The sequence below is a fragment of the Pseudarthrobacter ribosi genome (assembly GCF_055412865.1).
The window spans coordinates 73679-96188 of record NZ_JBVAYZ010000002.1 but is presented as its reverse complement, the minus strand read 5'-3'; the positions used below and the strand labels follow the sequence as shown (position 1 = coordinate 96188).

At 64.1% G+C, this 22510-nt stretch carries 27 protein-coding genes; 14 read left to right on the top strand and 13 right to left on the bottom strand.

The annotated features are described in order from the left end of the window. From rpmD to map, 5 genes are all read left to right on the top strand, one after another. Complete coding sequence (rpmD, locus tag ACZYZ5_RS02255; protein WP_463899223.1) at positions 1 to 207, top strand: 50S ribosomal protein L30; 207 nt, start codon at positions 1 to 3, stop codon at positions 205 to 207. Then, complete coding sequence (rplO, locus tag ACZYZ5_RS02250; RefSeq protein ID WP_011692793.1) at positions 208 to 702, top strand: 50S ribosomal protein L15; 495 nt, start codon at positions 208 to 210, stop codon at positions 700 to 702. Between the two features lie 186 nt (positions 703 to 888). After that, positions 889 to 2199, top strand: a complete 1311-nt coding sequence (gene secY, locus ACZYZ5_RS02245; RefSeq protein ID WP_463898868.1) for a preprotein translocase subunit SecY — start codon at positions 889 to 891, stop codon at positions 2197 to 2199. 5 nt (positions 2200 to 2204) lie between these two features. Beyond that, entirely contained in the window at positions 2205 to 2774 is a 570-nt protein-coding gene (locus ACZYZ5_RS02240; RefSeq protein WP_463899221.1) for an adenylate kinase, read from the top strand. Positions 2775 to 2880: 106 nt separating this feature from the next. Next, positions 2881 to 3708, top strand: coding sequence for a type I methionyl aminopeptidase (gene map / locus ACZYZ5_RS02235; RefSeq protein WP_463898866.1), 828 nt, complete (start codon positions 2881 to 2883; stop codon positions 3706 to 3708). Between the two features lie 91 nt (positions 3709 to 3799). On the opposite strand, the gene ACZYZ5_RS02230 is transcribed toward map, so the two are convergent. The 3 genes from ACZYZ5_RS02230 to ACZYZ5_RS02220 all read right to left on the bottom strand — a co-directional run bounded on the left by ACZYZ5_RS02230 (position 3800) and on the right by ACZYZ5_RS02220 (position 7094). Then, positions 3800 to 5146, bottom strand: a complete 1347-nt coding sequence (locus ACZYZ5_RS02230) for an ABC transporter substrate-binding protein (RefSeq protein ID WP_463898865.1) — start codon at positions 5144 to 5146, stop codon at positions 3800 to 3802. 68 nt (positions 5147 to 5214) lie between these two features. After that, entirely contained in the window at positions 5215 to 6147 is a 933-nt protein-coding gene (locus ACZYZ5_RS02225; RefSeq protein WP_463898863.1) for a carbohydrate ABC transporter permease, read from the bottom strand. Next, entirely contained in the window at positions 6144 to 7094 is a 951-nt protein-coding gene (locus tag ACZYZ5_RS02220; protein WP_463898862.1) for a carbohydrate ABC transporter permease, read from the bottom strand. Before ACZYZ5_RS02220 ends, ACZYZ5_RS02225 begins: the two co-directional genes overlap by 4 nt. A 265-nt stretch (positions 7095 to 7359) precedes the next feature. On the opposite strand from ACZYZ5_RS02220, the gene ACZYZ5_RS02215 reads away from it, so the two are divergent. From ACZYZ5_RS02215 to ACZYZ5_RS02180, 8 genes are all read left to right on the top strand, one after another. Further along, positions 7360 to 8304, top strand: a complete 945-nt coding sequence (locus tag ACZYZ5_RS02215; protein ID WP_463898861.1) for a P1 family peptidase — start codon at positions 7360 to 7362, stop codon at positions 8302 to 8304. Between the two features lie 177 nt (positions 8305 to 8481). After that, the gene (infA, locus tag ACZYZ5_RS02210; protein WP_009358723.1) at positions 8482 to 8703 is read left to right on the top strand and encodes a translation initiation factor IF-1; all 222 of its coding nucleotides are present in this window, start codon (positions 8482 to 8484) and stop codon (positions 8701 to 8703) included. 68 nt (positions 8704 to 8771) lie between these two features. Further along, the gene (gene rpmJ, locus ACZYZ5_RS02205) at positions 8772 to 8885 is read left to right on the top strand and encodes a 50S ribosomal protein L36 (protein WP_009358722.1); all 114 of its coding nucleotides are present in this window, start codon (positions 8772 to 8774) and stop codon (positions 8883 to 8885) included. 184 nt (positions 8886 to 9069) lie between these two features. Continuing rightward, complete coding sequence (gene rpsM, locus ACZYZ5_RS02200; protein WP_024366110.1) at positions 9070 to 9444, top strand: 30S ribosomal protein S13; 375 nt, start codon at positions 9070 to 9072, stop codon at positions 9442 to 9444. A gap of 41 nt (positions 9445 to 9485) precedes the next feature. After that, complete coding sequence (gene rpsK, locus ACZYZ5_RS02195; protein ID WP_018773682.1) at positions 9486 to 9887, top strand: 30S ribosomal protein S11; 402 nt, start codon at positions 9486 to 9488, stop codon at positions 9885 to 9887. Between the two features lie 132 nt (positions 9888 to 10019). Next, positions 10020 to 11030, top strand: a complete 1011-nt coding sequence (locus ACZYZ5_RS02190; protein WP_024366109.1) for a DNA-directed RNA polymerase subunit alpha — start codon at positions 10020 to 10022, stop codon at positions 11028 to 11030. A gap of 77 nt (positions 11031 to 11107) precedes the next feature. Then, positions 11108 to 11689: a 50S ribosomal protein L17 gene (rplQ, locus tag ACZYZ5_RS02185; RefSeq protein WP_463898859.1), complete on the top strand. Its 582-nt coding sequence runs from the start codon at positions 11108 to 11110 to the stop codon at positions 11687 to 11689. Positions 11690 to 11720: 31 nt separating this feature from the next. Continuing rightward, the gene (locus ACZYZ5_RS02180) at positions 11721 to 12611 is read left to right on the top strand and encodes a tRNA pseudouridine synthase A (RefSeq protein ID WP_463898857.1); all 891 of its coding nucleotides are present in this window, start codon (positions 11721 to 11723) and stop codon (positions 12609 to 12611) included. Positions 12612 to 12653: 42 nt separating this feature from the next. On the opposite strand, the gene ACZYZ5_RS02175 is transcribed toward ACZYZ5_RS02180, so the two are convergent. Further along, on the bottom strand, positions 12654 to 13520 hold the full coding sequence (locus ACZYZ5_RS02175) for a sensor histidine kinase (protein ID WP_463898856.1): 867 nt from the start codon (positions 13518 to 13520) through the stop codon (positions 12654 to 12656). A 215-nt stretch (positions 13521 to 13735) separates the two neighbouring features. Here ACZYZ5_RS02175 and ACZYZ5_RS02170 point away from each other — a divergent pair, with 215 nt between their 5' ends. Next, positions 13736 to 14503 (top strand): response regulator transcription factor, encoded by a 768-nt coding sequence (locus tag ACZYZ5_RS02170; RefSeq protein WP_463898855.1) that lies wholly within the window; start codon positions 13736 to 13738, stop codon positions 14501 to 14503. Here the strand turns inward: ACZYZ5_RS02170 and ACZYZ5_RS02165 are convergent. From ACZYZ5_RS02165 to ACZYZ5_RS02125, 9 genes are all read right to left on the bottom strand, one after another. Beyond that, on the bottom strand, positions 14500 to 14970 hold the full coding sequence (locus ACZYZ5_RS02165; RefSeq protein WP_463898854.1) for an Hpt domain-containing protein: 471 nt from the start codon (positions 14968 to 14970) through the stop codon (positions 14500 to 14502). The genes ACZYZ5_RS02170 and ACZYZ5_RS02165 overlap by 4 nt on opposite strands. 128 nt (positions 14971 to 15098) lie before the next feature. Next, positions 15099 to 15983, bottom strand: a complete 885-nt coding sequence (locus ACZYZ5_RS02160) for a type II secretion system F family protein (protein ID WP_463898853.1) — start codon at positions 15981 to 15983, stop codon at positions 15099 to 15101. A 7-nt stretch (positions 15984 to 15990) separates the two neighbouring features. Further along, entirely contained in the window at positions 15991 to 16926 is a 936-nt protein-coding gene (locus ACZYZ5_RS02155; RefSeq protein ID WP_463898852.1) for a type II secretion system F family protein, read from the bottom strand. Between the two features lie 7 nt (positions 16927 to 16933). Then, positions 16934 to 18250 (bottom strand): TadA family conjugal transfer-associated ATPase, encoded by a 1317-nt coding sequence (locus tag ACZYZ5_RS02150; RefSeq protein ID WP_463898851.1) that lies wholly within the window; start codon positions 18248 to 18250, stop codon positions 16934 to 16936. 161 nt (positions 18251 to 18411) lie between these two features. Next, positions 18412 to 19605 (bottom strand): CpaE/TadZ family protein, encoded by a 1194-nt coding sequence (locus ACZYZ5_RS02145; RefSeq protein ID WP_463898850.1) that lies wholly within the window; start codon positions 19603 to 19605, stop codon positions 18412 to 18414. Next, the gene (cpaB, locus tag ACZYZ5_RS02140) at positions 19602 to 20369 is read right to left on the bottom strand and encodes a Flp pilus assembly protein CpaB (protein WP_463898849.1); all 768 of its coding nucleotides are present in this window, start codon (positions 20367 to 20369) and stop codon (positions 19602 to 19604) included. Before cpaB ends, ACZYZ5_RS02145 begins: the two co-directional genes overlap by 4 nt. Before the next feature lie 46 nt (positions 20370 to 20415). Next, a complete protein-coding gene (locus tag ACZYZ5_RS02135) occupies positions 20416 to 21447 on the bottom strand; it encodes a pilus assembly protein TadG-related protein (RefSeq protein ID WP_463898848.1) in 1032 nt (343 codons plus the stop codon). Beyond that, complete coding sequence (locus ACZYZ5_RS02130; protein WP_463898847.1) at positions 21435 to 21836, bottom strand: TadE/TadG family type IV pilus assembly protein; 402 nt, start codon at positions 21834 to 21836, stop codon at positions 21435 to 21437. Before ACZYZ5_RS02130 ends, ACZYZ5_RS02135 begins: the two co-directional genes overlap by 13 nt. Positions 21837 to 22104: 268 nt before the next feature. Then, a complete protein-coding gene (locus ACZYZ5_RS02125) occupies positions 22105 to 22317 on the bottom strand; it encodes a Flp family type IVb pilin (RefSeq protein ID WP_463898846.1) in 213 nt (70 codons plus the stop codon). Positions 22318 to 22510: the final 193 nt, after the last annotated feature.

The window sequence follows — 22510 nt, the reverse complement described above, 5'->3', positions numbered from 1 at the left end:
TTGGCTAAGAACGTGCTTGTCTCCGACGCAAAGTTGGAGATCACTCAGATTAAGTCCGCCATTGGCGGCAAGCAGAACCAGCGCGACACCCTTCGGTCCCTCGGCCTGAAGCGGATCGGACACACCGTTGTCCGCACCGCCGATCCCGTGACCGTTGGCATGGTCAACACGGTTCCGCACCTGATAAAGGTAGAGGAGGCGAAGTAAATGGCAGAGAAGAACACCGCCGAAAAGGCACAGGGCGCCGCTGCTGAGAAGCAGAACGCACTGAAGGTTCACCACCTGCGTCCCGCCCCGGGTGCCAAAACCGCCAAGACCCGTGTTGGTCGTGGTGAAGGTTCCAAGGGTAAGACCGCCGGTCGCGGTACCAAGGGCACGAAGGCCCGCTACCAGATCAAGGCTGGCTTTGCCGGCGGCCAGCTGCCGCTGCACATGCGCCTGCCGAAGCTGCGCGGCTTCAAGAACCCGTTCCGGGTTGAGTACCAGGTTGTAAACCTGGACAAGCTCAACGAGCTGTTCCCGGAAGGTGGCGCAGTCACCGTGGAGAACCTGGTCGAAAAGGGTGCCGTTCGCAAGAACCAGCCCGTCAAGGTGCTTGGCACCGGCGACATCACCGTCAAGGTTGACGTCACCGTCCACGCATTCTCGGCCAGCGCCGCAGAAAAGATTGCTGCAGCAGGCGGAAGCACCACCGCCCTCTAACGAGGCGGCGGGGCAGTTGCCCGTTGTGGAAACTCCCGGTACCAGGGGCTCAGGCCCTTAGGTGCCGGGAGTTTTTCTTTTTTCCCGGCCCTGCGATTGTCCGCAGGGCGCGTCCACCCGTTAGACTCGGTTGTTGGGTTTATTTGACCTATCTCACACGACTTTACTTATTAATCAGGAGGACGCTTGCTTAGCGCATTTGGCCGGGCCTTTCGCACGCCTGATCTGCGACGCAAGTTGTTGTTCACGCTGGGAATCATCACAATCTTCCGCTTGGGTGCCTTCATCCCCTCGCCTGGTGTGAACTACCAGAATGTCCAGCAATGCTTGCAGAACGGTCAGACCACGGGCGGCATCTACCAGCTCGTCAACCTGTTCAGCGGCGGTGCATTGCTCCAGGTGTCCGTCTTCGCCCTGGGCATCATGCCGTACATCACGGCCAGCATCATCGTTCAGCTGCTCCGGGTGGTTATTCCCCGCTTCCAGCAGCTGTACGAGGAGGGCGCCTCGGGCCAGTCGAAGCTGACGCAGTACACGCGTTACCTGACGATCGCCCTCGGACTGCTCAACGCCACGACCCTGGTGTCCCTCGCACGTTCGGGCCAGCTGCTGCCGAACTGCCAGCTGCCGATCATCCCGGACGACAGCATCGTCACCACGATCCTGATCATCATCACGTTGACGGCCGGCACCGGCCTCATCATGTGGATGGGCGAGCTCGTGACCGAAAAGGGTGTCGGCAACGGCATGTCCCTGCTCATCTTCACCTCGATCGTTTCCAGCTTCCCGGGCTCGCTCGGCGCCATCTGGACCTCGCAGGGCCCCGGCACCTTCTTCATGGTTCTGGTCATCGGCCTGCTGACCGTGGCCGCCGTGGTCTTCGTGGAGCAGTCCCAGCGCCGCATTCCGGTGCAGTACGCCAAGCGGATGATAGGCCGGCGGACCGTGGGCGGCACCAGCACGTACATCCCGATCAAGGTGAACATGGCCGGCGTCGTGCCCGTCATCTTCGCTTCCTCGATGCTGTACCTGCCGGGCCTGATCTCGCAGTTCAACCAGCCCCAGCCCGGCGAGCCGATTGCGCCCTGGGTGGAGTGGATCAATAACAACCTGGTCCGCGGTGACCAGCCGATCTACATGGTGCTCTACTTCTCCATGATTGTGTTCTTCACGTACTTCTATGTTGCGATCACTTTCAACCCTGAAGAAGTTTCTGACAACATGAAGAAGTACGGCGGCTTCATTCCGGGTATCCGTGCCGGCAAGCCGACCGCAGATTACCTGCAGTATGTGCTTGCCAGGATCACGCTACCCGGTGCCATTTACCTGGCTTTTGTGGCACTTATCCCGCTGGTCGCACTGGTCCTGATCAACGCCAACCAGAACTTCCCGTTCGGTGGCACCTCGATCCTGATCATGGTCGGCGTAGGTTTGGAGACCGTCAAGCAGATTGATGCGCAGCTACAGCAGCGTCACTACGAAGGGCTTTTGCGATGACGAGAATGTTGATTATCGGACCTCCCGGCTCCGGCAAGGGAACGCAGGCGGAGCGTATTTCGGAGCGCCTCGGCGTGACTGCGATCTCCACCGGGGACATCTTCCGCGCCAACGTCAAGGGTGAGACGCCGTTGGGCATCGAAGCCAAGACGTACATGGATGCAGGGGACTTTGTCCCGGACAGCGTGACCAACAAGATGGTCCGCGACCGGCTCGGCGAGGGCGACGTGGAGAACGGCTTCCTTCTGGACGGCTACCCCCGCACGACCGCGCAGGTGGACTACCTCGACGGGATCCTGGCCGACGGCGACCAGAAGCTCGACGTCGTCCTGCAGCTCACGGCCGATGACGAGGAACTCGTCACTCGCCTGCTCGGCCGCGCCAAGGAAACCGGACGCACTGACGACAACGAAGCCGTCATCCGGCACCGCCTTGACCTCTACCACGAGCAGACGGAGGCCGTTGTCGCCAAGTATGCAGAGCGCGGCATCCTGACCCGCGTTGACGGCATCGGCGGCATCGACGAGGTCACCGACCGCGTTATGCAGGCCATCAAAGAGGCTCAGGCGGCCTGACCGGCCCGCGAACCTCGAGGCCCCTCCCGGATTATCGGGAGGGGCCTCAGCCATTTCGCCGGCGGCTTTCCCGCCCTGGCACAGCCCCATTGAAAGGAAGTTGCGGATGGCATTCGGCCAGCCACGCATCGAATACAAGACCAACGCCCAGATGCGCTCCATGCACGAGGCCGGGCTTGTGCTCAGCCGGGCCCTCGACGCCGCGGTTTCGGCCTCCGCGCCGGGCAAGACCACCAAGGACCTTGACGCCGTCTTCGCCGCGGTACTCAAGGACGCCGGTGCCACGTCGAATTTCCTGGGCTACCACGGCTTCCCGGCCACGATCTGCACCTCGGTCAACGAGGAGGTCGTGCACGGCATCCCCGGCGACCGCGTCCTGCAGGACGGGGACATCCTCTCGATCGACGGCGGCGCGATCCTGGGCGGCTGGCACTCCGACTCGGCCCGCTCGGTGATCGTGGGAGCCGCGGATCCGGAGGACCAGCGGCTCTCCGATGTCACCGAGGCCGCGATGTGGCACGGGATTGCCGCGCTGGCGACCGGCAAGTTCATCGGCGACATCGGCAATGCCGTGGACGATTATGTCTCCTCTGTGCCCGGCAAGCCCCTGGGCATCCTGGAGGACTACGTGGGCCACGGAATCGGCTCCGAAATGCACATGGCACCGGACGTACCGAACTACCGCACCAACCACCGCGGGCCGAAGATCCGGCCGGGGCTGTGCCTGGCCATCGAGCCGATGCTGGTGCGCGGCGGCATCGAGACCGCCGTGCTGGAGGACGACTGGACCGTGGTCACGACCGACGGCAAGCGTTCCTGCCAGTGGGAGCATTCCGTTGCGGTCCACGAGCAGGGCATCTGGGTGCTCTCCGCGCCCGACGGGGGAGCGGCGAAGCTGGCCCCGCTCGGCGTCGTGCCCGTCCCGATCCCGTAAGCCCGCTTTAAACCCAACTAGCTCGCAGTTAAGGCCGTTTTGAGCGCTCAAGACGGCCTTAACTGCGAGCTAGTTGGGTGGGGGTGCGCCGTCAGCTCTTGAGCTTGGGCTTCACGTCCTTGGTGTAGATGCCTTCCAGGGTGGCCTTGAGCGCCGTCATGGTGGCCTGGACGTCGCCCTGCTGGGTGAGGATCGCCGCGGCGGACTTGGCCATCTCCTGGTCGGCGCCCGGCAGGAACACGCGGGCGTTGTCCTGCACACGGGTGACGGTGAGCTGGTCCATGGCGGTCTTGATCTGCGGGGTGGCGGCCAGCACCGCTGTCATGTCGGCCGAGGTGCGGGTGGGCATGTAGCCGGTGGCCGCGGAGAACTGCGCCGTGTTTTCCGGTTCCGTCATGAACTTCAGGAAGGTGGCGGCGGCGAGCTGCACTTCCTTGCTGACGCCGCTGGGGATGCCCAGTCCTGCGCCGCCGGTGGGGCACACCGGGCTTTCGTTCTTGGGACCGCCCGGCAGGTAGCCGACGCCCACGTTGAACTTCGCGGACTTCAGCACCCCCAGCAGGGAACCGGTCGAGGAAATCGTTGACGAGGTGATCCCCGCAGCAAAGTCATCGGCAGCCTCCTTGGATGAGACCCCGGCCCACTTGTCTTTGAAGATCGAGTCCTGGGCCCACTGCAGTGCGGCGACCGACTCGGCGGAATCGCAGTTGAAGGCCCACTCGTTGGACCAGCTGCCGCCCCAGCCCCACAGGTTGTTCTGCAGCGTCCAGCCCGCGTAGCCGGCCAGCGCCGGGTAGATGTACGCGTACTGGGCGCCGGAACTGGCCTTCAGCTTGGGCGCCCACTCGGCAAACTCCTGCCACGTTTTCGGGGCGCGGTCCGGCAGCCCGGCGGCCTTGAAGTGGTCCTTGTTGTAGTAGAACAGCGGGGTGGAACGGCCGTAGGGGAGCGCCCACTGCTTGTCCTCGTACCGGTAGTCCGCGATAAGGGACTTCTGGAAGTCATCGACCTTGACGTCCAGCTGCTTGATCAGGCTGTCCAGGGCGATGATGTTGCCGTTGGAGTAGTACCGGAACCACCAGACATCCGAGAGCACCACGAGGCCCGGAAGGCCGGACTTCGCGGCCTGCGAGGTCTGGAACTTTTGGGCGATTTCCTCATAGTTCGCCCCGGCGGTGACCAGGTTGACCTTGATCTCCGGGAACTTGGCGTGGAACTTCTCGATAATGGCCTTCTCCACGTCCTGGGACTTGCCCGGGTGGCTGGACCAGAAATCGATGGAGGCTGCGGGCTTGACGCCGCTGAAGTCGATGTCGGCGGCCGCGGTCGCAGCTGCGGGGCCTGCGGTGGACGGGCCTCCGCAGGCCGACAGTGCGGCGGCGCCGGCGCCGGCACCTGCCAGTCCCAGGAAGTGCCTGCGGTCAAGATTCAATGCCATGGTGGATCCTCTCGATGATGCTGACTCGTTGAATGGCTGTGTTTGGGTTGAAGCTGTCGAAGGCGCCGTCACCCGGTGACGCTGCCCTGGGTGAGGCCGGCCACGATGTAACGCTGCAAAGCCGCGAAAACCAGCAAAATGGGGACGATCACCAGCACGGCGCCGGCCATCAGGATGCCCCAGCCGGAGCCGTTGCCCTCGGAGTTCTGCAGCAGCGTCAGGCCGACCGGCAGGGTCATCGTCTCGGGACGGTCCGTGATGATGAGCGGCCAGATGTAGTCGTTCCATTCGCTCACGACGACGACGAGGGCTACCGTGGCGATCGACGGGCCGGAGACCGGCGCCACGATCTGCCAGAGGCGGCGCCAGTGGCCGGCGCCGTCGATCTCTGCCGATTCCAGGATCGACGCCGGCAGCGTCATGAAGTGCTGGCGGAGCAGGAACGTGCCGAACGCCGTGCCGAGGCCCGGGAGGATGATGCCCCACAGGGTGTTCTTGCCGCCCATCCCAGCGATCAGGATGTAGTTCGGCAGGATCGACACCTGCGGGGGGACCATCAGGGCCACGAGGATCAGCACGAAAATGACGTTCTTGTACGGGAAACGGACAAACACGAGCGCGTAGGCGGTCAGAATGGCCAGGAGGACCTTGATGGTGGCGCCCACGGTGGTGACAATCAGGCTGTTCAGAAAGAACTGCGCGAACGGGACCGTCGTCATGGCGATGTTGTAGTTCTCGAGGGTCAGGCCTTCCGGCAGGATCTTCAGGTCCATGGTGATGATCTCGCCGGGCTGCTTGAAGGAGCTCAGCACCATCCACAACAGCGGCAGGAAGACCACCAGGGTGCTGAGGACCAGCGGAAGATAGCCGCCGGCGATGGTCTGGGTCAGGTTGGCCCGCGAGAACGGCCGGTGACGGTGCAGCGGGATCTCGGGCTCCGCACGGGCGGCGGGGCCGGCATCGGCGGCGGGGTCGGGACTGACGGGGGAGAGCAGGCTCACGAGTAGTGCACCTTCCGTTCGACGAACCGCAGCTGCAGCACGGTGATGATGAGCAGGATGGCGAACAGGATCACCGAGATGGCCGCCGAGTAGCCGGCCCGGTTGAACGCGCCGAAGGCCTGGAGGTAGGCCTCGTAGATCAGCGTGCTGGTGCCGTTGCCCAGCGGGGTCATGATCCGGATCAGGTCAAACGCCTGCAGCGAACTGAGCATCGTGGTGATGAGCAGGAAGAACGTGGTGGGGGAGAGCAGCGGCAGGGACATCGTCACGAAGCGCTTGAAGCCGTTGGCCCCGTCCAGCGACGCGGCCTCCATGACATCCTGCGGGAGCGACTGCAGCCCGGCGAGGTAGACGACGGCGCAGTAGCCCAGGTTTTTCCAGATGTAGACGATCATGACCATGACCAGGGACAACTGGGGATCATTGATCCACTGCGGACTCTGCTGGCCAAGGCCGCGCAGCAGCCAGGCGAGCACCCCGTAGCCGGGATCGAAAATGAACAGCCAGACGAGGCCGACGCCGACGCCGCTGAGCACGTAGGGGGCGAAGACGGCTGAGCGCGCGAACGTTGTGCCGCGGATCCTGGAGTTCAGGGCAAGGGCCACCAGCAGGGCCAGCACCATGGACCCGCCGACCGTGACGAGGGTGAAAATGGCGGTGGTGCCCAGGACCTTGGTGGCGTCCGAACTCGTGAAGAACGTGACGTAGTTATCCAGGCCCACCACCGTGGCCGAGGCGGAGCCCAGCGTCCAGTCCAGGGTCGAGTAGTAGATGTTGTTGAAGAGCGGGAGGTAAGTGAACACCGCAATCAGAAGAAGGTTGGGCAGGGCCAGGGCCAGGAAGACGAAGAAGTCCCGGCGGGTTCTGGCGGACCAGCGGGCACGCGGCGCCGCGGCCGGTTTAGCCTCGACGACGGCGCGGGGCCGGTCGGTCAATTGTCGCGTCATTCAGGTCTCTAACGGGTCCGTGCCTGCCGGGGCAGGCGGGTGGGCGGGGATACCTTGCTATCACTTCACCACAAGGTTGGTGGGCAGAACCCCGCACGAGACACCAGTAGAGCTTTGTTGTCCTAGGCTTCGTTGCCCGTTCACGCTGTGTTGCATGCAGTATTACATAACGATCGTTTGGACCACAGGCAAACGGGCGCGATTCGTCCAGACGATGGAAAAGACGACCGGGGCGGCGGCCGTCGCCGTGGAGCACAATAGAGCCATGACTGCGATTACTGATGTGCCGGGCCTGAGGGTGGGCCACGCCGGCAGGACGGATGAGGGCTGGCTGAGCGGGGTGACGGTGGTGCTGCCTCCGGTCGGGACGGTGGGTTCCGTCGACGTCCGCGGCGGGGGACCCGGGACCCATGAAACCGACGCCCTGGACCCCACCACCCTGAGCCGGATCGTCGACGCCGTCGTGCTCACCGGGGGCAGCGCCTTCGGCCTCGCCGCGGCCCACGGCGCCCAGCAATGGTGCGAGGAGCACGGCCGGGGATTCGCCGTGACCGGCGGCGTGGTCCCGATCGTCCCGGCCGCCGCCATTTTCGACCTCGGCCGCGGCGGCAACTTCGCCGCCCGCCCGGACGCGGCCATGGGCTACGCGGCCACCGCGGACGCCGCCGTGCGCAAAATCGAACACGACGTCGAACGAGGCAACGTCGGCGCCGGCACCGGAGCGGCAATCGGCCGGGGCAAATACAAAGGGGGAGTGGGCACGGCCTCGATCACCCTGGACAACGGCGTCGTCGTCGGAGCGCTCGCCGTCGTGAACGCCCTGGGACTGCCCTTTAACTCGACGCCCCAGCCGGATCCCGCATCGAAATCCGTGCAGCAGACGCCACCGGCGCTCAACACCACCCTTGTCGTCGTCGCCACGAACGCGATCCTGGACAAGGCCGAATGCAAACGCACCGCGTCGGCCGCCCACGCCGGGCTGGCCCGGGCGCTGAACCCCAGCCACACCCTCGCGGACGGGGACACCGTCTTCTGCCTCGCCACCGGCGCGCTCGCACTCGACCGCAGCAGCGATGCCGCACGGCACGCGAGCCTCATCACCCTGCAGAGCGCGGCAGCCGACGTCGTGCGCCTGGCCATCCTGGACGGGATCGACTGTGCGGAGGCCGTGAGCACGCCGGCGGGCGAATTTGGTGCATACGGACGCTGAGTGCGCTACGCTTGCTGGATTTAACATTCGGGCCGTGATGGCGTAGTGTTGTCTGTTGGTTGTCTGCCCTGTTGTGCCCTTTTGGGGCCGGGAGGCATCAGCCAATCAATCAAAAACGTCCGCGGTGCTTTCCGGTGCAAGCCGAAGGGCTGCGGCAAACAACAGTTAGCGGAGGGTATGGCCAAGAAGGACGGGGTCATTGAGATCGAGGGCGTTGTGACTGAGGCGCTGCCTAACGCGATGTTTCGCGTTGAGCTCACCAACAAGCACATCGTTCTGGCACACATCTCTGGAAAGATGCGCCAGCACTACATCAGGATTCTCCCTGAGGACCGGGTAGTGGTGGAGCTGAGCCCGTACGACCTGACACGTGGTCGTATCGTCTACCGCTACAAGTAAACACTGGGCGGCCAGAGCAATAGCCGAAGGCCGGTCCAGCTGACCACTGCAACACGCAAAGGAACGCCATGAAGGTCAAGCCGAGCGTCAAGCAGATCTGCGAAAAGTGCAAAGTGATCCGCCGTAATGGCCGGGTCATGGTGATCTGCGAGAACCCGCGCCACAAGCAGCGCCAGGGCTAATTTCCCTCTTCGGGAAATCCTGGGTTGCTAACCCACGCAAGTAAATAAAAGGCAGCACAAGCTGATCTGGGACACTGAGCTAGAACGAGTCCGGACAGCCAACCCCCGGTCGGAGGCTGGGGCCGCACGGAATGTGCGGGTGTACTGCCTACGACCTCCGGTTTATTCAAGGAGCACTGCCTCTATGGCTCGTCTCGCTGGCGTAGACATTCCCCGCGAAAAGCGGTTGGAAATTGCGCTTACTTACATCTACGGCGTGGGCAAGACCCGTGCACACGAAACCCTGGCTGCCACCGGCATCAGCGCGGACGTTCGGGTCAAGGACCTGTCCGACGCCGAGCTCGTCCAGCTGCGTGATTACATTGAAGGCAACTACAAGGTTGAGGGTGACCTTCGCCGCGAAGTAGCAGCAGATATCCGCCGCAAGGTTGAAATCGGCAGCTACGAAGGTATTCGCCACCGTAAGGGCCTGCCAGTGCGCGGACAGCGTACGAAGACGAACGCACGTACCCGTAAGGGTCCGAAGCGCACCGTTGCAGGCAAGAAGAAGACGCGCTAAACCGCTCGTCTTCCCCCCGATAACTTTCTGTAGGAGAAATAATGCCCCCGAAGACTCGTGGCGCGGTTCGCAAGCCGCGTAAGAAGGACAAAAAGAATATCGCGCTGGGCCAGGCGCACATCAAGAGCACCTTTAACAACACCATCGTGTCCATCACGGACCCGAACGGTGCTGTCATCTCCTGGGCTTCGTCCGGTGAAGTTGGCTTCAAGGGCTCACGTAAGTCCACCCCGTTCGCAGCCCAGATGGCCGCCGAAGCCGCCGCAAAGCGTGCGCAGGAGCACGGTATGCGCAAGGTTGACGTATTCGTCAAGGGCCCGGGTTCAGGACGCGAAACGGCAATCCGTTCACTCCAGGCCGCTGGCCTTGAGGTTGGATCCATCCAGGATGTAACCCCCAGCGCCCACAACGGCTGCCGTCCGCCGAAGCGCCGCCGCGTCTAAGGCTTTCCAGCGCACCGGTGCTTGCCCGGACCTTCGCGGGTCCGGGCAAGCCCAGCCGCGTTAAGTCTCAGACCGATCTTTCCACCACCTGTGTTGCGTCATATAGCGGATGCTCGCCGAAAGGAAACCTAAGTGCTCATTGCACAGCGCCCCACCCTCTCCGAAGAGGTCGTCTCCGACAACCGCTCCCGTTTCATTATTGAACCGCTGGAGCCCGGTTTCGGTTACACCCTCGGAAACTCCCTCCGCCGTACCCTGCTCTCTTCCATCCCCGGTGCCTCTGTCACGAGCATCCGGATCGATGGCGTGCTGCATGAGTTCACCACGGTTCCGGGTGTCAAGGAAGATGTCACCGAGATCATCCTGAACATCAAGAACCTGTCGGTTTCCTCCGAGCACGACGAGCCGGTTGTTGCTTACCTGCGCAAGCAGGGCCCGGGAGTCGTCACCGCCGCGGACATCGCTCCGCCGGCCGGCGTCGAATTCCACAACCCGGATCTGCACATTGCCACGCTGAACTCGAAGGGCAAGTTCGAACTCGAACTGACCATCGAGCGCGGCCGCGGCTACGTTTCGGCAGCTCAGAACAAGTCCGGCGACTCCGAGATCGGCCGCATTCCGGTCGACTCGATCTACTCGCCGGTCCTGAAGGTTACTTTCCGCGTGGAAGCTACCCGTGTTGAGCAGCGCACTGACTTCGACAAGCTCATTGTCGACGTCGAGACCAAGCAGGCCATCGCCCCGCGCGATGCCGTTGCTTCGGCAGGTACCACCCTGGTGGAACTGTTCGGTCTGGCCCGCGAGCTGAACACCGCAGCTGAAGGTATCGAGATTGGCCCGTCGCCGACGGATGCTGCCCTGGCAGCAGACATGGCCCTGCCGATCGAGGATCTGGATCTCACCGTCCGTTCCTACAACTGCCTCAAGCGTGAGGGCATCCACACCGTGGGTGAACTCGTGGCCCGCTCCGAGGCCGACCTCATGGACATCCGTAACTTCGGTGCGAAGTCCATCGATGAGGTCAAGGCAAAGCTGGTTGAACTGGGCCTGTCCCTCAAGGACTCGCCTCCCGGTTTTGACCTCGCAGCCCGCGCCGCAGCAATTGAAGAGGACGACGCCGCTTTCAGCGACGACGAGCTCTAACAAACAGATCTTGGCCTGCCGGCTGGATGCACCACGGTGTGCGCAGCCCAACGGCTTCCATATGAGGAGAAACTATTATGCCTACCCCCGCTAAGGGTCCGCGCCTCGGAGGCGGAGCGAGTCACGAGCGTCTGATGCTCGCGAACCTGTCCGCCGCACTGTTCGAGCACAAGCGGATCACCACCACGGTGACCAAGGCCAAGCGCCTGAAGCCGTACGCCGAGCGCCTGGTGACTTTCGCCAAGCGTGGCGACCTGGCTTCCCGCCGCCGTGTACTCGGCTTGATCAGCGACAAGGGCATCGTCCACGAGCTGTTCACCGACATTGCCCAGGCAGTGGAGAACCGCAACGGCGGCTACACCCGCATCACCAAGATCGGCAACCGCAAGGGCGACAACGCTCCCATGGCTGTCATCGAACTGGTTCTCGAGCCGGTTTCCGCCAAGCAGGCTGTCGTAGCCGAGGCTACCTCCGCCGCCAAGCGCGATGCTGACAAGAAGGACGCCGACAAGGCAGAAGCTGCTCCGGTTGCCGAGACCGAAGCCGCTGAAACCGAAGAGGCTCCGGCCGCTGAAGCAGCTGAGACTGAAGCAGCAGCTACCGAAGAGGCTCCGGCCGCTGAGGAAGCACCCGCTAAGTCCGAGAAGGAAGCGAAATAATTCGCTGACTTCTTCGCATAGACTTAAGTCTATGAACGACCAGAAACCCGCTGCCCCCGTTAGAGGGGGCGGCGGGTTTTTGCGTGTCCGGCTTGATCTTGCGTACGACGGCGGACCCTTCAGCGGGTGGGCCGTCCAGCCCGGACGGCGTACCGTCCAGGGCACCTTGGAGGAAGCCCTGGCGCTGCTCATCCGCCGGCCCATCCGCGTCACCGTGGCCGGACGGACCGACGCCGGGGTGCACGCCCGCGGCCAGGTGGTTCACGTCGACTTCACGGAGGCGGAGTGGCTGGGCCTGAACCGCGGCGTGGAGCTGGATCCGGCCGTCGCGCTGCTGCGGCGGCTCCGCGGCGCCCTCAGCCGCGGGCTGGGCGACCTCACCGGGTCCATCGAGGTCCACAAGGTCACCGTCGCACCCAAGGGCTTCGACGCGCGGTTCTCCGCGCTCTGGCGCCGCTACAGCTATCGGATTGCAGACGGCCCGCTCCTCTGGGACCCGCTGGGCCGCAGCTCCACGCTGTGGCATCAGGAACCGCTCGACGTCGGTCTGCTCAACGAAGGCGCCTCCCAGCTGGTGGGACTGCAGGATTTCCGGTCCTACTGCAAGCCGCGCGAGGGCGCCACGACCATCCGGGAACTCCAGCGCTTCGAGTTCGCCCGCGGCGCCGACGGCGTAGTGGTGGCCACGGTCCAGGCCGATGCGTTCTGCCACAACATGGTCCGCTCGCTCGTGGGATCGGCACTGTTTGTGGGGGCCGGCATCGAGGCGCCCGGCTGGCTGCACGAACGGCTGATCACCCGGCAGCGGGACGCCAAGTCCGTGCTGGCCGCCCCGCATCCGCTGGTGCTCGAAGAGGTGGCCTACCCCCTGGCCAGCGGACTGCTGGCCAGGGCCGAGCTGACGCGCGCTAGGCGCCGGTAGCGACGTCCGCGTCCGCGGAACCTAGTTGGCTGGCGCCCCGGATTAGGCGGCTGGCGCCGCTTCCGTGGGAAGCTCCACGGTGAACGTGCTCCCGCAGCCGGGACGCGTGCTGCAGGAAATGGAGCCGCCGTGCCGTTCGACGATCGCCTTCGTGATGGCCAGCCCCAGCCCGACTCCGGGGATCGGGCCTTCGCGGACGGCGGGGCTGCGGAAGAAGCGGGTGAAGACCCGTTCGGCGTCGGCGGCTGTCATGCCCATTCCGGCATCCTTGACGTGCAGCCGCACCCGGCCTCCCGAGCAGCTGGCGGACACGTGGACGGCGCCGCCGTCGGGCGAGTACTTGATGGCATTGGAGACGAGGTTGTCGAGGGCCTGGCCGATCCGCAGCGGATCCACCTCGGCCCAGAGCGGAGCCGGGAGGTCCATGGAGAGCGAGACCCGGGCTGCCTGGGCGTGGGCCTGGGCCGAGCCGAGGCTGGCTTCGACCAGGCCCGCCAGATCGGTCCGGCGCGGGTGGACGTGGACCGCGGCGTCGGCGGACATCATCAGGTCCGACACGAGTGCTTGCAACCGTTCGGCGTTCCGCTGCGCAACCTGGAGCCGGCGCACGGTGGCAGGGGAGAAGTCCGCAGATTCGCCGAGGACCAGGTCCAGGTTGCCGATGATCGAGGTCAGCGGGGTACGGAACTCGTGCGAGACGGTGGAGACAAGGCTGTCCTTGGCCATCAGGGCAGCGGCAAGCGCGGTGACCTCGTCGGTGAGCAGCCGTTCGCGTTCGCCGCTGTCCGCGAGAAGGGCGTGCAGCTCGGCTTCCCGGGACCCCGTCAGCTTGACGAAAGCCAGCTGCGCACGCCGCGGTATCCCCGCAAAGAATCCTTCCGGGTCCCGGACCAGTTCTTCTTTACCCAATGAAGCCGCGCCCCTTTTCTCGCTGCTTCAATTTAACAGCGTGCGTCACGTTAGCTTGACACAGGATGAATATTTGTGGCCGTGGCTGTGCCTAAACAACAATTACCGTTATACCGTGGGTACCCTGACATTACTGGCGCACCACGAGTGCGCAGCTGTAACAATGCGGCCTCTATGGGGGTGGATGCCGCATCATCAGAATGTAGAGGGGGACCATGACTGACTTGGGAGTAGCAGTCGTCGTTGAGGACGACGAAGACGTACGTAACCTCGTCGAAGCGGTGCTGAGCCAGGCGGGATTTGACGTCCACGGCGCCGCCAGCGGGCGGGAGGGGGTCGAGGTGGTGCGGAGCCAGAAGGCCAGCGTTGTCACCTTGGACATTGGCCTGAACGACATTGACGGCTTTGAAGTCCTGCGCCAGATCCGGCAGTTCAGTGACGCTTATGTGGTCATGCTGTCCGGACGGACGGATGAGCTGGACACACTTACCGCGCTGCACACCGGCGCCGACGATTTTATGACTAAACCGTTCCGCCCGCGCGAGCTCCGGGCCCGGGTCGCCGCGATGATGCGCCGGCCCCGGAAGGAATTCGGGGGCACGTCCCCGGAACCGGGGGCAGCGCCGTCGGCGAGTCGGGTCCTGCCCCCGGATTCGGTGTTTCGGCACAACGGCCTGGTGTTGAACCCGCACACCCGTTCGGTCACCCTTGATGGCATCCCCGCCAGTCTGACCCGCAGTGAGTTCGACCTGCTGCACGCCTTGTTGAAGGCGTCCGGCGCCGTCCGGACCAAGGTCGATCTGGTGCGGGTGGTGCGGGGAGAGTATTACGGCGCGGATGCGTACATCAGCGAATCCGACGAGCGTGCCGTCGAGGTCCACATCGGCAACCTGCGGCGCAAACTGCGGGAGGATCCGCTGCAGCCGCGCTGGCTCCAGACGGTCCGTGGCGTGGGGTACCGGCTCGCGCCGGCCGTGGACTAGCTGTCCTTGAGGTAGCTGAACTGCAGTTCGTGGACTGTTTCGTTGCCGCTTTCGGCGACTTCCTGCAGGAGCAGCCGCGCGCGGTCGGCGTCGCGGACCCGGATGGCGTCCTCCAGCTCCCTGGCGAGCCCGGCCAGCCGGACCCCGCCCACCATGGCTGAGGATGTCTTCAGGCTGAGCACAGCATCCAGTGCCGCTGCCTCGTCCCCGCTGTCGAGGGACCTGGCGAGGGACTGGTAGCGCCGGTCCCACAGGTTGGTGTAGTCCCGCGCGAATCCCTTGGCCACGGCGGGGCTCTCCAGCTGGGATCCGAGCTCCTGGAGGGCGGAGGGGTCCACGAGCGGCGGCGTCGAGTCAGGGACAGTGTCCCTGGCCGACGCGCGGGACAGCCCCGCACCGCCGGGGGACGCCTCGGCGGAGAGGCCGGTGTTTGCGTCGCCGTCGTCTGGAGCACCCTGAAAGGACATGCGTCCACGCTACTGCCTGCCCCGGCCGCTGCCCCGTGCTCCGGGCGATCCTGCGCAAACCCTTGCGCTATCCCGATGGCTTCCTGAGGGTTCCCTGCAGGCCACGGTCCAGGGCGTGTGCGGGCACGCTACTGGCCGCTGAACGTCTCGATCGTGTTGATGACGGCGGGCCCCAGGATGGCGATGAAGAGGACCGGAAAGATGAAGAAGAGCAGCGGAAACAGGATCATCACCGGCAGCTTCATCGCCTTCTCTTCTGCCCGCTGACGGCGCTTGACGCGCATCACCTTGGCCTGGACGCGCAGGACCCGGCTGATGGCGATGCCGTAGGTGTCCGCCTGCACCACGGCCTGGACGAAGCTGCGCAGCTCGGGGATGTTGGTGCGTTCGGCGAGGGCGAGGTAGGACTCGCGGCGGCTGCGTCCCACCTGCATGTCCTGCAGCGTGCGGACCAGTTCTTCCGCCAGCGGCCCCTTGCCGTTCTCGCCGGCGCGGGCCATGGCTCCTTCGAAGCCCAGGCCCGCTTCCACGGAGATGAGCATCTGGTCGAGGGTGTTGGCCAGTTCCAGCTGCATGGCTGTCTGCCGCTCCTGCCCCTTGCTGTAGAGCATCAAATCGGGGATGAAGTAGCCCAGCAGAGCCACAAAGATCCCCACCGCCTTGATGATGGGCGTGGGTCCAGTCGCGCTGATGTAGAAGCCCAGCAGTGCGCCGGTCAGGCCCAGCAAGGGCTTGGCCGCCAGCACACGTCCGAGGGGAAGGGACGTGGGACGGCCAGCCAGGGAGAGCAGCTTGTCGAGTTTGCGGACATAACCGGCCGGCGTCAGACGGTAGCCGATCCGTTCCAGCGGCGAGGTCCGCTGTGCCTCGGTGAACTCAGCGGTCTCCGTGCCCGCCGCGAGCAGCTCGCGGGTGGCCCGGTGGGACTTCCGATCGACGGAGAGCGCTGACCAGGCGAGATAGCCGAGCGGCAGGGAGACCAGGAGCAGGGCGAGCAGTACCGACGTATCCATGGCCGCCTCAGAACTTCAGATCAATGATTTTGCGCATCCACAGGCCGCCGATGGTCATCATGATCAGGGACGCGCCGATCATGAACCAACCAAGCAGGCTGGTGAACATGGAGTTCATATAGCCCGGGTTGGCCAGCATGAGCATCGCGACGATGCCGAACGGCATAGCCATCAGGATGTATGCGGAGAACTTTCCTTCGGCAGCCAGGGACTTGATGTGACCCTTGATTTCGCTGCGCTCGCGGATGGTTTCGCCCACCTGATCCAAAACCTCGGCGAGGTTCCCGCCTACTTCCCGGTTGATCTGGATGGCCTGGGCGATCCAGACGAAGTCATCGCTCCGCATCCGTTCGGCGGTGTCGGTGAGGGATGACTGGAGGTCCCGGCCGAGGCTCGTCTCGGTAATGACCCGGCGCATCTCTTCCGCCGTGGGACTTTGCGATTCGGCTGCCGCGGCGTCAATGGCGCGGAGGATGCTGTGGCCTGCCCTGAGGCCGCCGGAGAGCAGCTGGAGCGTGTCACCGAGTTGCTGGTCAAACATGACTCGACGTTTACCCGTCAGGTAGCCGATCACGAGGTGCCCCGCCAACGGAGCCAGCAGCACGAACAGAATTGCCAGCAACGGCCCCGCGACGACGAACCCTGCCAATGCGCCGACGAAGGCGCCGGCCAGTACCAGCACAAAGAAGTCGGACTGGCTCATCCGCAGGCCGGCGTTTTCGAGTGCTTCCCGGCTGAAGAGCCGCACTTTTCGTTGCGCGAAGTATCCGTCGACGAGGTTGACCGCCGAGCCGGCGAACCTGGTCAGCTGCGAGTCTGGTTGGTTCTGGAGGGGCTGGCGGCGGTCCAGCGGCACGCGTGCCCCTCGCGGGGCGAGCAAGACGAAACCGAACAAAAACAGGGCAGCTGAGAACAGGCCAACGCCGAAGGGCAGTACCGTCACGGCCGGCTCACTGCCTTCCGGCCGGCGCCAGGGGAGCGGCGAACACACTGGGTGAGACGTGGATGCCGAAATCCTCGAAGCGGTCGATGAACCGTGGCCGGATGCCGGTGGGGACCGGTTTGCCCAAGAACCGGCCGTGGGCGTCCACACCGGCGGAGTAGTCGAAGACGAAGGCGTCCTGCAGGGTGACGATGTCCCCTTCCATGCCCTGCACTTCCGTGACGTGGGTAATGCGACGGGTGCCGTCGCGCAGTCGTGAAATCTGGATGATCAGGTTGACGGCGGAGGCGATCTGCTCGCGGATGGCGCGGAGCGGCAGGTCCATGCCCGCCATCAGAACCAGGGTTTCCAGGCGGGCGACGGCGTCCCGGGGCGAGTTTGAGTGCACTGTGGACAGCGAGCCGTCATGGCCGGTGTTCATGGCCTGGAGCATGTCCAGCGATTCGCCGCCACGAACCTCACCGACCACTATCCGGTCCGGGCGCATACGCAGTGAGTTCCGCAGAAGCTCACGGATGGTGACCTCACCTTTGCCTTCGGTATTTGGCGGCCGGCTTTCCAGCCGTACGACGTGGCGCTGCTGGATCTGGAGTTCGACGGCGTCCTCGATCGTCACGATGCGCTCGTCATGGGGCAGGAACGATGAAAGAACGTTCAACAGCGTGGTCTTGCCGGTGCCCGTGCCGCCGGAGACGATGATATTGAGCTTTGCTTTGACACAGGCGTTGAGGAGTTCCGCCATCTCAGGTGTCAGGGTGCCGAACTCGATGAGGTTTTGGACCGTGAGCGGAACTTTGCTGAACTTTCGGATCGTCAGCGAGGAGCCACCCACCGCGAGTGGCGGTATGACTGCGTTGACACGGGAACCGTCTTCGAGGCGTGCATCCACGAGCGGGGATGACTCATCGATGCGGCGCCCCACCTTGGAGACAATGCGCTCGATGACCTTGCGCAGGTGGTCTTCGGAACTGAACCGAGATTCAGTGAGCGTGAGCTTGCCGTGACGCTCAACGTAGATCTGGTCCATGCCGTTGACCATGATCTCCGTCACTGCGGAATCATCGAGGAGGCGCTGCAACGGCCCGTAGCCCAGCACATCGTCGGCCACGTCCTGGACCAGCCGGAGCCGTTCGTCTCCGGACAGCGGGACCTGTTCGGCGTCGATGATGCGGATCAGTTCTTCGCGGGCGGACGAACGCAAATCGTCTTCCGTGACGCCGGAATCATTAAAACGTGCGCCCATGCGCTCGAAGAGGGCGGTGGCGGCGCGCTGCTTGAGGGCAGCGAAGACATCCACCGGCTGCTGGCCAAAAGGCCGGTGCACGTCTGTTTGCTCTTCGAAAGTGGGGGCTGCGACTGGCGTGCGCTGCCGTTCCACAGGCGGTGCCTTGCGGATGTGGGGAGGTGCGGCTGGAGCGGACTCGGGAGCGAGCCTGGGAGCTGCAGCGGACCCGCTTTCAGCGGCGGCGAGCCGGTCAGAGAGCTTCACTGGACCACCACTCGGCGGTGCAGTTTCTTTTTTGCCCTGGCACGCCAAGCAGGATCGAATCGTTCAACCAACTGTCGCAGCCCTTTGACGGCCGGGTCCTTGCGACCCTCCTGGAGCACTGGTATGCCGCGGTTCGTGGAGAACGCCACAGCCTTGGACCGCGGGATACTGACGTCCACAGGCGCACCGATGGTGGCTTCGACATCCTGAACGCTGAGTCCGGATGCGGAGTCGGCCAGATTCAGGACAACATGGCGCGTCTCCGGCTGGAGGTCTAGGCGTCGGAGGATTTCGAGGCCGGACCTCAGCCCGCGGATGCTGGGAACATCCATGGCGGTCACCCAGACAATGTCGGTGCACTGCTCCATGGCCGCCAGGCCCACCTCCGGTAACCCCGGGGCCGTGTCCACGATGACGTACTGGAACTGTTGCGCGAGCTGCCCGAGCAGGCGCGTCACCTGCTCGGGCGTGATGTTGTCTGCTTCTTCGGGGCTCCTGGGCGCGCAGAGAGCATAGATATTGCTGGGGTGCACGGTCAGGAACGCCTTGAGGACCAGGGAATCGTGGCTCGCCGCGGGGGAGACCGCGTCGGTCACGGTGTGCTCCGGGTGGAGGTATAAACCTGAGGCGACGTCTCCGAACTGGAGGTCCAGATCCACGATCACAACGCTCATCGGGGCCACCTGCCCCAGCCCGATGGCGATGTTGGTGGCAATGGTGGTTTTGCCTACTCCACCTTTGGGCGAGAAGACGCCGATCACTAGACCACTCGGGGCATCCGGCAGTTGGACGGCCGCAGACCTGTTCTTGCTGGCATAGGACTGGCATGCCCGTTCCAGCATGACCCGGATCTGGGCAGCATCGGCGTGTGGGCTGAGAATATCCCGAATGCCGGCGCGCATCGCCAGCAGCAAGAAGTCGGGGTCCGGTTCGCCCACCAGGATGACGCTGAGCTCGGAAAGCTGCACGTCAAAGATCGTGGCCAACCGTAGGGCGTCATCGACGGGCACATCCGGTCCCAGAATGAGGACCTCGGGACGCTGCTGGTCCAGCTTTGCGAACAACTCTTCGGGATCTGCGGGATTGACGAAGGCGAAGGTCTGCAGACCGCCCGGCAGGCTCCCGGCCAGGGCAAGACGCACGCGGGACTCGAAGTCGGCATTGGGCGTGATCAGTACAAAACGGCTCATTTGTAAAGCTCCGGTTTCGTCATGATTCCAGGGCGGCCGCTGTCCGTGGCATTGAGCGGCTCCTTGCTCAGCCAGAGCGTGCCGAATTCGGAGCCGTAGACGATTTTGGTGGCGTCCACGTCGTTCACGGCGACGGTCATCAGCAACGATCCGGTGGGCAGGGACGTATCCTCGACCGGGGCCCCGGAGCCATTGGCCGTGGGTTCGGGAGAAGGGGCGGCGCTGGCAGCCCGCTGCACTGACGTCACCAGGACCTTGTGGAGGGCCAGCTGCGTCGTCTCCTTCTCCGGCTTGGCCTCGATGCCGCCACTTTTCAGCGAGATGAAGATGCCGATGTGGTCTCCGGCAGTGAGCCGTCCGCCGACAACGCGCTGGGGGTCCAGCTGGAAGGAGAGCTCCTGAAGCCCCTCCGGCACCTGCACAGCCCCGCTGGACTGCAGGGTTTCCGGTGCGGTCAGTCGTTCAGCGACGAGTTGCTCACCCGGAAGCAGTTCGACTGCGGTGACCTTGCCGGCCACGCCGTCGAGGCTCTGTAGCGCGGACTTGGCCACGGCGGTGCCTGGAAGTTTCTGGGCGGTCAGGAAGGGCAGGAGACTTTCAACGGCGGTGCCGGCCGGCACGGGCTTCGCCACCACCAAGACATCTTCAGGCTCGAGGTCCTTGACGGCCCGCTCGTCCGCGCCGCTGGCGTAGGACATCACGAGGATGGCTCCGACGAGGGCCAGGACCACGGCGGCGATCCCGGCCAATAGGCGTGACTTCAAAAACTGCTCCTGAAATGGTTGGTGGACGGTGTGTCAACGATGGGTGCTATTGCGTGAGTTTGACGACGCCGGCGCCAAAGTCCTCCGGTGTCCCGTAGGTGTATGCCTTATCGAGGGAGACATAGTGGACAAAGCTGCCGATGACACCGGTGCAGCTCCCGTCGCACGTCAATGCCGACGGGACGTAGGGAGGCTTGTTGTGATAAGTGCGGGGGAACGTATTGCCGTTGAAGCTCCAGCCTTTGACGACGAAGGCCGCAAAAGACACGAGCTTATAGCTGGTACTGGCTCCGGTACCGGTGACCTGGTCGAAGATCGGGAGCAGGACAGTCACGTCCTTGCCTGCTGTGATATCTGCTGCCCAGGCCCTCAACTGGTCATCGCAGATGTTGGGATAGCTGTTTCCGGGTTCGCCAGCCGCCCAATTCGCGGCGTTGACAGTTCCTGCACACGTACTTGTGGGGCGCAGAAGCCAGCCGAATCCACCCGGAACGACGGCTCCGGACGGCCCGTAATTGCAGCTCGTCTCGCCCTTGCTTCCGTGGCTCACCAGACGTTGCAGACCGCCATCGACGTGGTCTTTAACCTGGCAGATGGAGAACGCGATGGGGAACGCCGTCGGGCCTGCCACCGGGCGGCCCCATTGCACGGTGGCGGCGGCGGCTACGGCGGCGTCGTTGATCCCCAAGGCCCGGGCGAAGAAGAGGGAAACGCGGTTAGGCGCTTGCCCTGTTTCCTGCGCCCCGGTCGTCACCTTCACGGTGCCCGCGGACTTGTCTAGGACGATGGACGCAATGTTGGTTGTGCCGTCGCCAGCGTTGTTGCTTGCGAGGTCTCTTGCCAGCGCGGAAGTGGCAGCGCAGTCGGCATCGTTGATGTTTCGGGCGCATTTCTGGGCTATGGCGAGGGCGGCAGCATCCGCCCCGTTGCGAAGCTGGGTCCGTTCGGCGTGGAGCATTCCGACGTCGACGGCGATGGCGGCGAAGCCCAGCATCGTCACCATGAGAACGGCGACCATGATGCTGATCGCCCCGCGCTCGCGTTCCCTGGGCGGGACAACGCCAGCTAGCCGCCGCATAGCATCACACCTTTGCCTTCCATCGAGAACGGCCCGGCCATGCGTGTCATGGTCGAGAGGGTGTACGTGATCGTGAAGGTCACCTGCGCGCCAGTGGTGCAGCTTGCCGGGCTTATGGTGATTTCGCCGTCTGTCAGCGGGGGTTGCAGCCCTACGGCCGCACTCAAGGCCGCGGTTCGGGCATCTGTGGGTTTATTGCCGATTGCCATGACCCGAACGCCTTCGCGGGCGGCGCTCGAAAGCGTGATCTGCGCATCGTAGGCACGGCCGAATTCCATGATGCCGAGCAGCAGCATTATGAGGACGGGCGCCAGGAGTGCGAACTCCACTGCGACAGCTCCCAACTCCTTGGATTTCTTCGCGCTACGGCGATTGACCCGGATTTTCATTACAGGTTGGCCTTAGTGGAGTGGAATCCAGGAACGGTTGTAGGACCGCCATATTGCGGCGAACGCACGGAAGAACAAACGTCGATCACTCGCGATGCAGTGACTTTCGTCCCAACTATGAGACTTTGCACGACCCCTCCTGAGCTTTGAGATCTGCCGAATCTACGCTGGCGCGGACGAAAGAAGCCCAGGGGCGGGTGTGATGGCACCGGACCTGTCGTCCGAACTGCCGCTTCCCCGCCCCAGGGCTTCCGACGGTTGCGCTTAATCAGCCCTCCGGGACGGTGCCGCCGAGGTCTTCGACAATTCCTGTAAAGACGGTAGTGAGCTGGCCGCCGAGGGCGGTGACGGCGAGGATGATGACGACGGCGATGAGGGCGACCATAATGCCGTATTCCACAGCAGTTGCACCCTTCTCATCGCGAAGGCGGTTCTTGGCAGTGAACCCAAGTGTCTGAAGGGTTGCGATAAGAGAAAGCATGGCGGCTCCTGAGCGAGTTTGGCGGCTGGCCCTGCACCAGCACTGAGAGGAACTTAGCAAGCGCCGCCACGCCGACGATCCGTTCTTGTGTGATCCTGTGCCAAGTCTTACCAAACTGCACGTTCCCTGTATTTCCCCTGCGCGAAAACTGCGCGTGACCTGCGGGCGGGGGGGGGGGGGGGGGGGGGGGGGG